Below are 15,262 nucleotides of genomic sequence, written 5' to 3' on the forward strand. Positions count from 1 at the left end.
CAAAACAACTAATATGTCAAACATTATCTTATAATCCATTGATTAACAAGCTCTTGTGTCGTTTCTTTATGCACCCACATACTTTCAAAATTTGGTGTAGGATATTTACTGTGGTTGTAGCCAACAAATTGGTGAAAATCAAATACGGCGTGAGGATAACCATTAATCAGTAAAAAGGCTTGATAACCATTTTCTGACCAACAAATCTGTAAATCTCGTGGCTCAGCTAAAGAATTTTTATCAATATCATTCACTGCATATACAAAAAGACTATCCACTACAGGCTGAGATCTCTGATGCAAATCAAGGGCATAAAAATAGCCTGTTTCACCATCATCTTCAAAAATAACCAGTAAATGTTCGTGCTGTGGTGAATGTGCGCCACAACGGTATTTTTCACCAATTTTTAGCTTTTCATCAAGAACAGAATAAAGCATTGTTTCTCCTATTTTTAGGTAATAAAAAGCCACCGGTAATTCGGTGGCTTAGGTAAATCAGGTAATAAATTACGCTTGACCTTTAACTGCTTTTAATCCTAAGAATGGCGCTTTTTCGCCTAATGCTTCTTCGATACGGATTAATTGGTTGTATTTTGCAATACGGTCTGAGCGGCTCATTGAACCCGTTTTGATTTGACCTGCTGCTGTACCTACTGCTAAATCAGCAATAGTTGCATCTTCAGTTTCGCCAGAACGGTGTGAAATAACCGCGGTGTAACCTGCATCTTTTGCCATTTTGATTGCAGCTAAAGTTTCAGTTAATGAACCAATTTGGTTGAATTTAATTAAGATTGAGTTTGCAATCCCTTTTTCAATCCCTTCTTTTAAGATTTTGGTGTTAGTTACGAATAAGTCATCACCCACTAATTGTACTTTATCGCCTAATACTTTAGTTTGGTATGCGAAACCGTCCCAATCTGATTCGTCTTGACCATCTTCGATAGACACGATTGGGTACTCTTTGCATAAACCTTCTAAGTAGTGAGTAAATTCTTGAGAAGTGAATGATTTACCTTCACCTTTCATTTCGTACATACCGTTTTCTTTGTTGTAGAATTCAGATGATGCACAGTCCATTGCCAATGTAACATCTTTACCTAATACATAACCGGCTTTCTCTACAGCTTCTTTGATACAAGCAAGCGCTGCTGCATTTGATTCTAGGTTAGGTGCAAAACCACCCTCATCACCCACTGCGGTGCTTAAACCTTTAGATTTTAATACTTTAGCAAGGTTATGGAATACTTCAGCACCGATACGTAGTGCTTCTTTTAAGGTTTTCGCACCCACTGGTTGGATCATAAACTCTTGAATATCCACGTTGTTATCTGCGTGTTCACCACCGTTGATAATGTTCATCATTGGTAATGGCATTGAGTAAACGCCCGGTGTGCCGTTTAGCTCTGCAATCCACGCATAAAGTGGTAAACCTTTAGATGCTGCCGCTGCTTTCGCGTTAGCAAGAGAAACCGCTAAAATTGCGTTTGCACCGAATTTAGATTTATTTTCCGTGCCGTCTAAGTCGATCATAATTTGGTCGATTTCTGCTTGGTTAGTGGCATCTTTACCCACTAAGGCTTGTGCGATTGGACCATTTACCGCTTCAACCGCTTTTAACACACCTTTACCTAAGAAACGAGATTTATCGCCATCGCGTAATTCTAATGCTTCACGAGAACCTGTTGATGCGCCAGATGGTGCAGCAGCCAGACCGACAAAACCACCTTCAAGGTGAACTTCTGCTTCAACAGTTGGGTTACCGCGCGAGTCAATGATTTCACGACCAATAATTTTAACGATTTTCGCCATTTTATTTTCCTCTTTTAAGTTCAAAATGAATTCTTGAAAAATCGGGCTTATAGTAAAGCGTTTTTCCGAATTTGTCTTGTTAAAAATACTGCTTATTTGATCAAAACACTATTTTTTAACTATTTTTCTGATGTTCTTTTGCTGCCTTGACAAAGCCCTCAAATAATGGATGACCATCACGTGGAGTTGAGGTAAATTCAGGGTGGAACTGACAAGCAACAAACCAAGGGTGATTTGGTACTTCAATAATTTCCACTAATTTTTTATCCGCAGATAACCCTGTTACTTTTAAACCGGCTTTTTCAATTTGTGGTAATAGGGTATTGTTTACCTCGTAACGATGACGATGACGCTCTTCAATGGTTTCTGCACCATATAGCTCACGCGCTCGGCTGCCTTCGGCAAGATGACATTGCTGTGCGCCTAAACGCATTGTGCCACCAAGATCAGACTTATCACTACGGGTTTCGATATTTCCTTCTGCATCTTGCCATTCTGTAATTAAGCCCACCACAGGCTGTTTACAATTTTTATCAAACTCAGTGGAATTTGCCTCGGTCAATCCTGCTTTATGACGCGCATATTCAATTAATGCCACTTGCATTCCTAAACAAATGCCTAAGTACGGAATGTTGTTTTCTCGGGCATATTGTGCGGTGCGAATTTTGCCTTCCACCCCACGATAGCCAAAGCCACCCGGCACTAAAATACCATCTAAGCCTTTTAGCACCTCTGTACCTTTGCTTTCAACATCTTCTGAATCAATATACTTAATATTCACATTTAGACGGTTTTTTAATCCCCCGTGTTTTAATGCTTCATTCACGGATTTATAAGCATCAGGTAACTCAATATATTTCCCTACCATACCAATGGTTACTTCACCTGTTGGGTTAGCTTGTTGATAAAGCACTTGCTCCCATTCGCTTAAATCCGCTTCAGGGCAATCTAGCTGGAAACGCTGACAAATAAACTCATCTAAGCCTTGTGATTTCAATAAAGCTGGAATCTGATAAATAGAATTCACATCTTTTAACGAAATCACTGCACGTTCTGGCACATTACAGAACAAGGCAATTTTGGCACGTTCATTTGGTGGGATCATACGATCAGAACGGCAAATTAACACATCAGGCTGAATTCCAATTGAGAGCAATTCTTTAACTGAATGTTGCGTTGGCTTGGTTTTCACTTCGCCCGCTGTTGGAATATAAGGCACAAGGGTTAGATGCATAAAAATCGTACGTTCACGCCCCACTTGCACAGCAAGCTGACGTAATGCCTCTAAGAACGGTAATGATTCAATATCCCCCACTGTTCCGCCCACTTCCACGATAGCCACATCGTGCCCCGCTGCGCCATCGATCACGCGAGCTTTAATTTCGTTGGTGATATGTGGGATAACTTGAATGGTCGCCCCAAGATAGTCGCCTCGACGCTCTTTGCGTAAGACTTCAGAATAAATTTTACCCGTAGTGAAATTATTGCGTTTGGTCATTTTAGTGCGAATAAAACGCTCATAATGCCCGAGATCGAGATCCGTTTCTGCGCCGTCTTGGGTCACAAACACTTCACCGTGTTGGGTTGGACTCATTGTGCCGGGATCCACATTAATATAAGGATCCAGTTTCATAATGGTTACATTCAAACCACGAGCTTCTAAAATTGCGGCCAATGATGCCGCTGCAATCCCTTTACCAAGGGAAGAAACCACGCCGCCCGTTACAAAAATATAGTTGGTAGCCATAAATAGAACCTAATTTGTTGAGATGAAAAAATTGATAATCATTGTAATAAGACGGGATGTTAGTTTACAGCAAAGGGCAATCTAACTCAATCGCTAGGAAAGATTTTTTAATTTTTAAAGTGCGGTGCTTTTTTCTCATTTTTTTATAAAATTCCGCAGAATCTCCCCGCACTTTCTTTTTTCGTCAATAAAAAAGCTACCCAAAGGTAGCTTTTGATTTTTTGATGATAAATTAATGCTGACCATTGGCTTCAATAGGTTTGATGCTTTCATCAAACTCTGGCAATGGTTTATGCTCACTTGCGATATAAGTATAAATGACAGGCAAGATGAACAAGGTAAAGAGCGTACCAATTGCCAATCCTGCTACGATCACAATACCAATACTAAAGCGAGACACTGCACCTGCGCCTGTCGCATATAGCAATGGAATTAACCCTGCAATCATTGCAGCGGTTGTCATCAGAATTGGGCGTAAACGCACGGTCGCGGCTGCCATAATAGCTTCTCGACGGTTTTTATGGTGATAAAGCTGCTCTTCTTTTGCCACTTCACACATTAAGATACCGTGTTTCGTAATTAAGCCTACAAGCGTAATCAAGCCCACTTGTGAGTAAATATTTAAGGTTGTTCCAGCAATGCCGAAGAAACCAAATAAATTTAAGGCAAATAACGCGCCACTCACAGCAAGTGGTACAGAAATCATAATCACTAATGGATCACGGATGGATTCAAATTGAATTGCTAACACAAGGAAGATAATAATCACCGCTAAGGCAAAAGTAACGCCTAATGAATTGCCTTCTTGTACAAGCTGACGTGCTTCACCTTTGAAGTCATAATTATAGCCCTGTGGTAAATCCTGATTTGCTGTGTCTTGTAACCACTTCACCGCATCACCAATACTGGTGGTTGGTGAAGGCACCGCACCAATAATCGCAGAATTTAACTGGCTAAAACGAGGCAATGAACTTGGTTGTGATTCAAGTGTGATCGTTAAGAAACTACTTAACGGTACAGATTCGCCATTGCTTGCTTTTACGAAGTAATTATCCATACTTTCTGGCGCAAGGCGATCTTTACGCTTAACTTGTGAAATCACTTTATACGCACGCCCATCAATATCTACACGGGTGATGGTTGCAGCAGAAAGATAGCTACCTAGTGTATTACTAATTTGCTGCATAGATACCCCATAGGTTCCCGCTTTTTCTTTATCAATGGTGATTTTCATCTGCGCGGTATCAAATTTCAACGCTAAAGAAGTGTACACAAACTGCCCAGAGTTTTTCATTTTATCTAAGAAAGCGCTGGCAACGTCTGCCAATTCTTTATAATCTTTCGCCGTGCTAATCACAAAGCTCACTGGTGGGCCTTGTTCACCGGTTTCAATTTCTGGGAAAGCGAAACCACTCACCGAAATTTCAGGAATAGCTTGGGCTTTTTGATTTAATTCAGCAAGCACTTCACTTTGTTTACGGCTACGATCTTTCCAATCCTTTAACGTGACTACGTTTAATGATTGATTAGATGCTGGCGCACCAGAAATGACCATTGAAAAATCGACTTCTTCGGTATTTTTCAAAATATCTTCATAGCCTTTCATTGCCCCTTGTACATAATCCACATTCACATTCGCAGGTGCTGTTCCTAACGCAAGAAATGCCCCTTTGTCTTCCGCTGGGGTTAATTCACTTGATAGTGCATTGAACAACATCGGTAAAGTGGCAAAAATAACAACAGCAAATGCCAGCACAAATTTACGGCTATTCATTACAATGCCAAGCAAATATTCATAAGTGCGGGTCAATTTTCCTAAGGTATTTTCAATGCGTTGCTCAAGTTTTGACGGTGCAGTATGTGGCTTAAGCAATTTACTACTCATCATTGGAGAAAGCGTTAACGCCACAATCCCTGAAATAAACACCGCCCCCGCTAAAGTAAGGGCAAATTCTTTAAACAGTGAGCCAGTAATCCCATTCATTAATGCCATTGGGGAATACACCGCGATCAATGCAATGGTCATTGAAATAACAGGCGTTGCAATTTCTCTTGTCCCGATAATTGCTGCGCGGAATGGCGTTTCACCGAGTTTAATATGGCGATCCACGTTTTCTAGCACCACAATCGCATCGTCCACCACAAGCCCAATTGCCAGAATTAATGCTAACAACGTCATTAAATTAATTGAGAAATCAAACGCTTGCAACATCATAATCACCCCAATTAAAGAAATTGGAATAGTAATGACAGGAATTAAAATCGCTCGGAATGAACCAATAAATAAGGTAATCACCACCAATACGATAATGGTTGCCTCTAAAATGGTTTTCACCACTTCATCAATGGAGCTGTTAATTGCAATTGTGCGGTCATAAAGAATGTCAGTTTCAATACTGTCAGGCAAATTGCGTTTAATGCTTTCATAAAGCGGACGAATATTTTCCGCCACGGTTAATGGGTTTGCCGTTGAGGCGGGATCAATGGCTAATACCACAGAATCTGAGCCATTCGCTACCGCTCGGCTATCATCGCTTTCTTTATTTAATTCAACATCAGCAATATCACGCAAACGCACGAGATTATCACCTTTTGAATACACGATCAGATTTTGCAACTGCTCTACGGTCTTGGTGGTGGTTTCCACTTTATTTTTATACACCGTAAAATAGCCATTATCATTACCTGCCGCCGTTTGAACATTATTAGCAGATAAAGCCGCCATCACTTCTGGCGCGGAAAGGTTTTGCGCTGCCATTTTTTGTGGATCTAACCAAATACGCATTGCATATTGTGATGCACCGAAAATGGTGACTTTTGCCACCCCTTCCACGGTAAAAAATTGTGGTTTCACCACACGCTCAATATAGTCGGTAACTTGGCTGGCATCTAATTTGTTGGAACGGAAACTGATGTACATAATCCCCGATCCCCCTGTTGAAGAAGTAATCGTAGGATCATCAATCCCAGTCGGCAATGCAGAACGCACGGAATTCACCTTCGCCAACACATCAGCTAGCGCCGCGTTGGGATCGGTGTTGAGTTTCATTTTTACCGTAATAGAAGAGGTATTTGGACGACTTTCTGAAGACATATAATCAATATTATCAGCCTGTGCAATCGCTTCCTCTAGTTTTGAGGTAATAAAGGCTTGGATCAGATTGGCATCCGCCCCCGGATAAACCGTGGTAACGCTGATTACCGTGGTTGTCATTTTAGGATATTCACGCACCGTCAATTTTGAAATGGCTTGCAAACCTAAAATCACAATCAGCAAGCTAATCGAAACCGCTAAAATGGGGCGACGAATAAATATATCTGTAAATTTCATTCGCTATTTCCTAATTAAAGATTGGTTTTCTTCACAGGTTCAGCTGTACCAACACCCGCTTTATCCGTCACAAAAACTAAGCTGCCATTACCAATACGTTGCTGACCGCCCGTGATGATTAAATCACCCACTTTCACATCATCGCCTTTTAATTGCGCATAAATGCCTTGACGATCTTTGGTAAACACCGTGATTTGTTTCGCACGATATACCTTATCAATGTCATCTTTGTGTGGGAATTTATCGTTATCTAATAACGTCTGTTTATCTTCATCAGAAAGTGCGGTTAAAACGTAGGCAATTTCGCCGTACATATTGTAGCTCACTGCCACTTGTGGCACGACAACTTGGTTGCGCTCCGTTGGTAAGGCAATGCGTAAACGCGTGAACATTCCTGATAATAATTTTTGTCCCTGTGGCTGATCAAACGTCGCTTGCACATCAATTAACCCCGTAGAACCATTAATTGCAGGTTCAATGGCGGTGATTTTCGCCCCAAAGGTTTCGCCCAAAAGTGCGTCGGCTGTTGCCGTTACCTTTTGATCTAAATGTAATTTTTCAAGGGAATTTTGTGCAACTGCAAAATCCACTTTCATTTGGCTACGATCTTCAACACGAACAATTTCACTGCCCATTGTGACATATTGCCCGACATTCACTTTCACAATCCCTGCCACACCATCAAAAGGTGCGACAATTTGACGGCGTTCGATGGTTGCTTTTAACGCGGCAATATTCGCCACTAAGGCATCATAACTGGCTTTGGCATTATCCAATTCCTGTTGCGAAACACTTTTGGTTTTATAAAGATTAAGATAACGTTGATAAGTTTGTTTCACCGAAGAAAGCTGTGCTTGCGAAGCCGATAAATTTGCCTGTTCTACCGAGCTATCTAATTGCACTAACACATCACCTTTTTTCACCGCTTGCCCTGATTGCACTAACACCTTCGCCACTGTACCTGCGGTTTGCGCACTTAGCATTGCCCCTTGGTTTGGACGAACCAAACCGGTGGTTTCAATAACAGGTGTCCATTCTTTTGCCTCAACACGCATTGCCGTTACAGGATTAGCAGGTTCAGGCATTGACGATAAATATTTGCCAATCGCCATTCCTTTAAAAATATTGGCAGCGATCATTCCAATAAAAATGAATGCCACCACGATAAGGATCAACTTCACCCAAAAAACGTGCGAACGCTTTTGTGTTTTAGGCTGAACGGGTTGAGTATTAAGACTCATAAAAAAACTCCATAATAACTATAACTAAACTATTTTTGCATTGAGCGCCAAGTTCTTATAATAACTTCCTCTAAAATATCATTTTCAACTTCAGTTTTTATAAAAGCGTGATCGTATGCTAAGTTAATCGCACTTTCTAAACCTAATGAAAATAATATTTTCGGCGGTAAATCACATAATACTCCGGCTTGATTTGCTTTTTGGCAAAACGCATACCATAGGGTTTGTTTTTCCTGTTCCATACAAATTTGATAGAAATCAGGTAAGGATTGATATTGGCTCATATTCACCACAATCATTGGATTGTCCTGTAAATAATGCCAAATGTTCCACCACATTTGACGATATTGTTCAAAGTGCGGTTGGTTTTCATCGTAATTTTTTTCTAATTCCTTAGAAAAAAGAGTAAACACTCTACGAGCAAAGGCTTTTAACAATTCTTCTTTACTTTTAAAGTAGATATAAATTGTTCCCGCAGAAATATTGGCTGCTTTGGCGATTTTGTGCATCGACAGATTATGCAATCCACCTTCTGCCATAAGCCTTTCTGTCGCTAAAAAGATTTGCTCGGTCATCTCATTTTCAGATTGACGCATTAAAATAACCTTAAAAAAATTAATAAAAGGAAGTTACACACAGTAAAAGAATGGACTGAATGAACGTTCGTTCATTTTAATGATTTTTTATTTTTTCGCAATAAATAAATCAAAATACAAGCGAAAAAAAAGCCACCTTTAAAAAGGTGGCTGATGTGGTTTCGTTCGATTTTACATTCCAATTAACACACAAGTGGTGATTGACTTCGCCTTTTCAAGTGTCTTTTGCGTGGTTGTGCGATCTCCCACAGGTCCAATCACGACACGATTCCAATCCGCACTGCTATTTACGCGTGCATTAAATCCTGCTAAAACCAATTTCGCTTGAATATTTTCTGCTTGCTGACGATTTTTAAATGCGCCACATTGCAAGCCATATTTTCTCTCTCCATCAGTGTTTTTCGCTACGGCGGTTTCCACTTTCTTCGGTGTTTCCGCTTTTTTTGGTGTTTCCACTTTTTTGCTGTCTTCTTTCGCTTTCACAGCAGAGGTTGTTTCTACCACTGTAGGCTTGCTTTCACTAACTTCTACTTTTACAGGCGCAGGCTTTCTTGCCGCTTCTTTTGCAGCAAGTTCTTCTGCTTTTTTACGTTCTTCTGCTTGTTTTAAACGTGCTGCCTCAGCGGCTTTTTGCTCTTTTTCCATTTCGATTAGCACTTTTTTCTGCTCTTCCGTTAAACGCATATTTTTTTCCAACGATTTTGGATTATCGTCCACTGGCACAGTGCGGGTTTCCAAGGCTTTAATATAGCTCCACACTTCTTCAGGCGGTGTAGGCAACACACTTTTTGGTGTGTTTTTCTCTGGCATTATCAGCACAGGGGCAATGTCATTAGATTTTTCTTTTAACAAGAATAATCCCGCTACAAAAATGCCGATCACTAATGCGGCAATCCCTAAAATCAGTGGTTTATTAACCTTTTTTGCTTTTTTCTTTGGTTTGCCTGTACGGCGAGCATAATCACGTTGAGCCACAATAAAACCCTATATTTAAAAGTGCGGTGGAAATTTACGCTAAATTTGCTTTCGGAAATCGCGTATTATTCGCGATGGAAGATTGCGATTAAATTGTATAATGAATAAAAATCAAGATCATTATTCAATAAAACAGATGAGAAAATAAATTTCCCCTCATTTCATCCGACAAAATTGTTCCAATTCTACTGAAAAATAGGGGCAATGGCTAGCGAGTTTTAACTTAAATCTAACGGATCCACATCTAACACCCAACGGACTTGATGGGCTTTTTGCGGAATATCCTGTTTAAACTGGCTTAATACTTGCTGTAATTTTGCTTTTGACGAATGTTGTAATAATAACTGCCAACGGTAAGCCCCCGCTTTTTTGCTAAATGGCGCAGGTAAAGGACCATAAATTTGTAAACCTGCCACATTTTGCTGTTGTAATTGTTGCGCAATTTGCTGTAAAAACTGTTCAGCTTCTTCACTATGACGGCTTTGCGCACGAAATAAGGCTTGTGAATGATAAGGCGGTAATCCCATTTGCTGGCGTAATTGCAAGGCGTGTTGGGCAAATTCGCCATACCCCTCTTTTAATAAGGTGCGTAATAAAGGGTGATCTGGATAATGGGTTTGCAATACCACTTCCCCACGTTTGTCGCCACGTCCAGCTCGTCCTGCGACTTGAATATAAAGCTGAGCAAGTCGCTCTTCAGCACGAAAATCTACAGAAAATAACGCATTATCCACATTCAGCAATCCAACTAAGGTGACATTAGGAAAATGATGTCCTTTAGCAAGCATTTGTGTACCAATTAAAATCTGGCTTTTGCCTTGTTGAATATCTTGCAAATGCTGTTCTAACTTACCTTTGCGCGCGGTGCTATCACGATCAATACGCGTTACCACATAATCGGGGAAGCGTTGTGTTAAGGTTTCTTCAAGCTGTTCGGTGCCAAGCCCAGTGGTCATTAAGTGGGTTGAGCCACAATGCCCACATTGCATAGGAATGGGCTTTTGCGAGCAGCAATGATGGCAACGTAATACACGCTGATGTTGATGATAAGTATAAGGTTTTTCACAATGCTGGCATTCTGCAATCCAACCACATTCGTGGCAAAATAACACAGGGGCAAAGCCACGACGGTTTAAAAACAGCAAGACTTGGTTGCCTTGTTGTAAATGTTCCTGCATTTTATTAGCAAGGGCATCTGACAATCCATTTTGTATACGCTGATGTTTTAAATCAATCACGAATTGTTGAAGTGCGGTGCTATTTCCTGCTCTTTTTTGCAAAATAATGTGCTGGTATTTGCCTAATTTCACGTTATTCAGGCTTTCTAAACTTGGCGTTGCTGACCCCAATAAAATAGGAATCTCTAATTGTTTTGCATACACCACCGCCAAATCCCGTGCGTGATAACGCCAACCATCTTGCTGTTTAAAAGAGCTGTCGTGTTCTTCATCTATCACAATCAAACCAAGATCCGCAAATTGCGTGAATAATGCCGATCTTGTGCCAATGATTATCGCACTTTGTCCTGATTTTGCGCGCTGCCACGCCTGTAAGCGTTGGTTATCATTCAAATTTGAATGTAATACATCAATTGCGACATTAAAACGTGCTTTAAAACGTTGTACCGTTTGTGGCGTTAGCCCAATTTCAGGCACAAGGACTAGCACTTGTCGCCCTTTTTTCAAGGTTTCTTCAATGCTTTGTAAATAAATTTCTGTTTTGCCCGAACCTGTTACGCCATCAATCAACCAAACTGCAAAGCCTTGATGAAATACAATTTGCCCTAATGCTAAGGCTTGTTCTTTGTTTAAACGATGCTTATTCTCTTCATTAACAATGGGCTGATCAAGATCATACCAAGGATGGCTCACGTTCTGTTGTTCGTATTCCTCTATATAACCTTTTTCTTTTAAATGCTGCCAAATTGTAGTAGAAAAGGGCGTTTTCCCTTTTTCTAGTGGCTGTTGAGCTAATAACTGCAAGGCTTCTTGCTGTTTCTTCGCTCGTTTAAGTGAATGCACACGTAAGGCTTGCTCACCCTGTTCGGTAATGCGGAAAAAAACGGGCGAATTTTCCACCGCACTTTCCCCTTGCCGCAATTTCACCGGCAGCGCTTGGAATAAGGCTTCACCCAATGGCGCTTGATAATAATTTGCCGCCCAGTGGATCAATTGCCACACAGGTTCATTAAACAGAGTTTGCTCATCAAGTACGGTCAAGATTGCTTTAAGCTGTTGAGGAGCGACCTCACTTTGGCTCGGCAAATCTACCACAATCCCCACGCGTTTCTGCCTTCCAAATGGGACAATCACACGCCCCCCTATCGCAGGAGAGAAGCCCTCTGGCAGAAGATAATCAAAAAATTGGAATAATGGCACGGCTAGCGCCACACGGACAAGTTTCATTATGCGAGCCTTAACAAACAAAAATTGTGCTTATTATAGCGGAATAATCTCGCCCCTTGAATATTCCTTTTTTTTCGGTATAATCTGCGGGCTTAAATGAAAGATCTTGCTTATGGCGATGTGCTATAAGTGTAATATTAACCACACTCGGTGCTAAATTCAGTTTTAGAGAGCGGAGTGGCTTCAAATTGAGGTTTTCTATGAAACAAGGTATTCACCCAGAATATAAAGAAATTACGGCAACTTGTTCTTGCGGTAATGTGATCAAAACTCGTTCAACTTTAGGTAAAGATTTGAACTTGGACGTGTGCAGCAACTGCCACCCATTCTACACAGGTAAACAACGCGTTGTTGATACTGGTGGTCGTGTTGAACGCTTCAACAAACGTTTCAGCATTCCAAGCACGAAATAAGATTAAGTGTATGAAAAACCCTACTGATGTAGGGTTTTTTATTCTCTAAAATTAATCTTTTCTAAGGGAAACCATTAACTGATCAATTTTAAAATTCTCTGTATCAATAATTTCAAATTTATAGTTATCATAGAGAACAAAGTCAGTTTTTTTCGGGATTTTACGTAACATATACATCATAAATCCACCGATAGTTTCATAATTTTCTGCATCGGGGAAATTTTCTATTTCTAAGGCGCGCATCACATCTTCTAAAGGTGTTGCACCGTCAATCAGCCACGAGCTTTCATCACGGCGAACAATTTGCTCTTCTTCACTCGAAACTAATTCGCCCATTACAATACTCATTACATCATTGAGCGTTACAATTCCTACCACCAACGCGTATTCATTCACAATCACGGCAAAATCTTCACCAGCAGATTTAAACAATTCCAGCACTTCAAACAAGGATAAGGTATCAGGAATAAATAGTGGTTTACGCAAAACACGCTGATCCGTAAGGGAAACCTGTTGTTCTTGTAAATACAGTGTGAGTAAGCTATGTGATTCAATATAACCTAAAATTTTATCCAATCCATTATCGCAAATGAGCAATTTAGAATGCGGATTAGATTTAATCGTTGCCACCACCTTTTCACGATCAAAAGTGCGGTCTAAAAAAACAATATTTTCACGCGTGGTCATTGTGGAGGTTACCGTACGCTCTTGCATATCAAAAATATTTTCGATCAAATAATGTTCTTGCGCTTTTAGCACACCCGCTTCTGCACCAGCGTCCACCAACGCCACAATATCTTCAGGGGTAAGGTTGTCTTCTCGCACGGTGGAAATACGGAATAAGCGAAACACAGCATTAGCAATGGCATCAAACAACCATACAATAGGCTTAAATAAGAAGATACAAAACAGCATAATGCGTACGGTACGTAATGCCACAGTTTCTGGATTAGTCATTGCAAGACGCTTCGGAATAAGATCCGCCAACAAAATAAAAGCAATGGTAACAATCGCAAAAGACAGCCAAGAGGCGGCACTTTGCAACCATTCTGCCTGACTATATTGGGCAAGCCATTTTTCAAGCACTGGGCTAATGGCACTTTCACCAATTACCCCACCTAAAATCGCCACCATATTCAAGCCAATTTGCACCACAGTAATAAATCTCCCCGGGTGGGCTTGCAGTTGTAACACTAATCTTGCCCGTTCATCGCCTTCATTTTCAAGGCTTTGTAGTTTTAATTTTCTTGCTCCCGCTAATGAAATTTCTGCAGAAGAAATCACCGCACTTACGCCAATTAAGGCGGTTAAACTTAATATTGCTTCAAATAATCCCATTTTTATTATCCTTATAAGAAAAATGGTGCATCGCAAGATACACCACTTTCACCTGATTTTGACGCTTATTTTTCGCTATCAAACCAACCACGCACAAATTGGATTGAGAAGAACAGTGTAATCAACAAGAAGAAATAAAATACATAAGACAGAATTGGGTAAGACGCCCCTTCATCTAAGGTAACTTCTTTGATTGAGGTGGCATTACGGAATTCATCAAATAGCACTAAACGCCAGCCATAATATTTCACTTGCACCAATTTATGCTCCACAGCAAAGCTTTGTGCTTTGGCTTGTAAATCGGCAGAGCCAAATTTGAAATAGAAAGGAAAACTCCAGCGTGTATCTTCATTGCGATACACCATCACCTTATCTTCATTCGGTTTTTGCGTATAAATATAATACACATCACGGGTCGGACCATCTGCTGGATTCGATTTGGTAATTGGACCATCTTTATCCACCCGTTTTACTTCTACACCTGTTACTCGGGTTACATCATAATGAGGGGTAACATAGTTTACAAGGGCAAATAAAAAACCGTGAAATAAAAAGATGATCAAAATGAAAAAATATTTAAAAAAGCGTCGCATTGTTTCTTCCTCCAGCTAAGGTAATGTTTTATTGTACCTGAATTTTGAACAAACGCTCAAAATTTTGTGTGGTTATTTGGGCAAATTCCTCACTTGAAAGCCCTTTCAAGGTAGCAACATAATCACACACTTCACGAGTATAAGCAGGCTGATTTTGTTTTCCACGATAAGGCACAGGCGCAAGGTAAGGGCTATCGGTTTCCACCAATAAACGATCTAACGGCACTTGACGTACAACTTCACGTAGTTCTTCCGCATTTTTAAAGGTAATAATGCCCGAAATGGAAATATAAAATCCCAGATCAAGGGCTTGTTTTGCCATTTGCCAATTTTCGGTAAAACAATGCAAAACACCACCGCACTTTTCAGCCTGATGTTCTTTCAACAAGGCAATGGTATCTTCTCTTGCCGAGCGGGTATGCACAATAATTGGCTTGTTTAACGCATTCGCTACGCCAATTTGCTCAGCAAACACAGCTTGCTGCTGAGCTTTATTTTCCACACTGTAATAATAATCCAAGCCCATTTCACCAATAGCGATCACCTTATCATCTTGCGCAAGCTGATGTAAACGTGCTGCATCAAAAGGTTCATCATCTAAATCTAAAGGGTGAACACCACAGGCTAAGGAAATTTCAGAAAACGGTTTTAAGGTTTCATACATTTGCTCAAAACGTTTTAAGGTTACGCCCACCGCAAGTAAATGTTGCACACCACGTTGTTTGGCTTTTTGCACCACATCAGCAACATTTTGATGTAAGTTTTCATAATCTAATGCGTCTAAATGACAATGACTATCTACAATAAACATTTTA

General features: G+C 40.4%; 12 protein-coding genes. 1 reads left to right on the forward strand and 11 read right to left on the reverse strand.

Going from position 1 to position 15,262, the window contains the following annotated elements; translation table 11 throughout:
* Positions 1 to 23: 23 nt before the first annotated feature.
* The 8 genes from L4F92_RS10515 to priA form a co-directional block, all read right to left on the reverse strand.
* Positions 24 to 437, reverse strand: coding sequence for a DUF2251 domain-containing protein (locus tag L4F92_RS10515; protein WP_250351485.1), 414 nt, complete (start codon positions 435 to 437; stop codon positions 24 to 26).
* A 69-nt stretch (positions 438 to 506) separates the two neighbouring features.
* A complete protein-coding gene (eno, locus tag L4F92_RS10520; RefSeq protein ID WP_250363686.1) occupies positions 507 to 1,808 on the reverse strand; it encodes a phosphopyruvate hydratase in 1,302 nt (433 codons plus the stop codon).
* A gap of 115 nt (positions 1,809 to 1,923) precedes the next feature.
* Positions 1,924 to 3,555 (reverse strand): glutamine hydrolyzing CTP synthase, encoded by a 1,632-nt coding sequence (gene pyrG / locus L4F92_RS10525; RefSeq protein ID WP_250351483.1) that lies wholly within the window; start codon positions 3,553 to 3,555, stop codon positions 1,924 to 1,926.
* Positions 3,556 to 3,787: 232 nt separating this feature from the next.
* Complete coding sequence (gene acrB, locus L4F92_RS10530) at positions 3,788 to 6,886, reverse strand: multidrug efflux RND transporter permease subunit AcrB (protein WP_250363687.1); 3,099 nt, start codon at positions 6,884 to 6,886, stop codon at positions 3,788 to 3,790.
* A gap of 14 nt (positions 6,887 to 6,900) precedes the next feature.
* Positions 6,901 to 8,127, reverse strand: coding sequence for a multidrug efflux RND transporter periplasmic adaptor subunit AcrA (acrA, locus tag L4F92_RS10535; RefSeq protein WP_250363688.1), 1,227 nt, complete (start codon positions 8,125 to 8,127; stop codon positions 6,901 to 6,903).
* 29 nt (positions 8,128 to 8,156) lie between these two features.
* Positions 8,157 to 8,723 (reverse strand): TetR/AcrR family transcriptional regulator, encoded by a 567-nt coding sequence (locus L4F92_RS10540; RefSeq protein ID WP_250363689.1) that lies wholly within the window; start codon positions 8,721 to 8,723, stop codon positions 8,157 to 8,159.
* Between the two features lie 171 nt (positions 8,724 to 8,894).
* Positions 8,895 to 9,698, reverse strand: a complete 804-nt coding sequence (gene ftsN / locus L4F92_RS10545) for a cell division protein FtsN (protein WP_250363690.1) — start codon at positions 9,696 to 9,698, stop codon at positions 8,895 to 8,897.
* A gap of 218 nt (positions 9,699 to 9,916) precedes the next feature.
* Complete coding sequence (gene priA / locus L4F92_RS10550; protein ID WP_250363691.1) at positions 9,917 to 12,103, reverse strand: primosomal protein N'; 2,187 nt, start codon at positions 12,101 to 12,103, stop codon at positions 9,917 to 9,919.
* 200 nt (positions 12,104 to 12,303) lie between these two features.
* On the opposite strand from priA, the gene rpmE reads away from it, so the two are divergent.
* Entirely contained in the window at positions 12,304 to 12,516 is a 213-nt protein-coding gene (gene rpmE / locus L4F92_RS10555) for a 50S ribosomal protein L31 (RefSeq protein WP_103854262.1), read from the forward strand.
* A 51-nt stretch (positions 12,517 to 12,567) separates the two neighbouring features.
* Here the strand turns inward: rpmE and L4F92_RS10560 are convergent, their stop codons facing one another.
* From L4F92_RS10560 to L4F92_RS10570, 3 genes are all read right to left on the reverse strand, one after another.
* Complete coding sequence (locus tag L4F92_RS10560) at positions 12,568 to 13,854, reverse strand: hemolysin family protein (protein ID WP_250363692.1); 1,287 nt, start codon at positions 13,852 to 13,854, stop codon at positions 12,568 to 12,570.
* Between the two features lie 65 nt (positions 13,855 to 13,919).
* On the reverse strand, positions 13,920 to 14,447 hold the full coding sequence (locus tag L4F92_RS10565) for a DUF1523 family protein (RefSeq protein WP_250351476.1): 528 nt from the start codon (positions 14,445 to 14,447) through the stop codon (positions 13,920 to 13,922).
* 28 nt (positions 14,448 to 14,475) lie between these two features.
* Entirely contained in the window at positions 14,476 to 15,258 is a 783-nt protein-coding gene (locus L4F92_RS10570; protein WP_250363693.1) for a TatD family hydrolase, read from the reverse strand.
* Between the last annotated feature and the right edge of the window lie 4 nt (positions 15,259 to 15,262).

The organism is Avibacterium sp. 21-595 (assembly GCF_023611905.1).
In the GTDB taxonomy this organism is placed as follows: domain Bacteria; phylum Pseudomonadota; class Gammaproteobacteria; order Enterobacterales; family Pasteurellaceae; genus Avibacterium.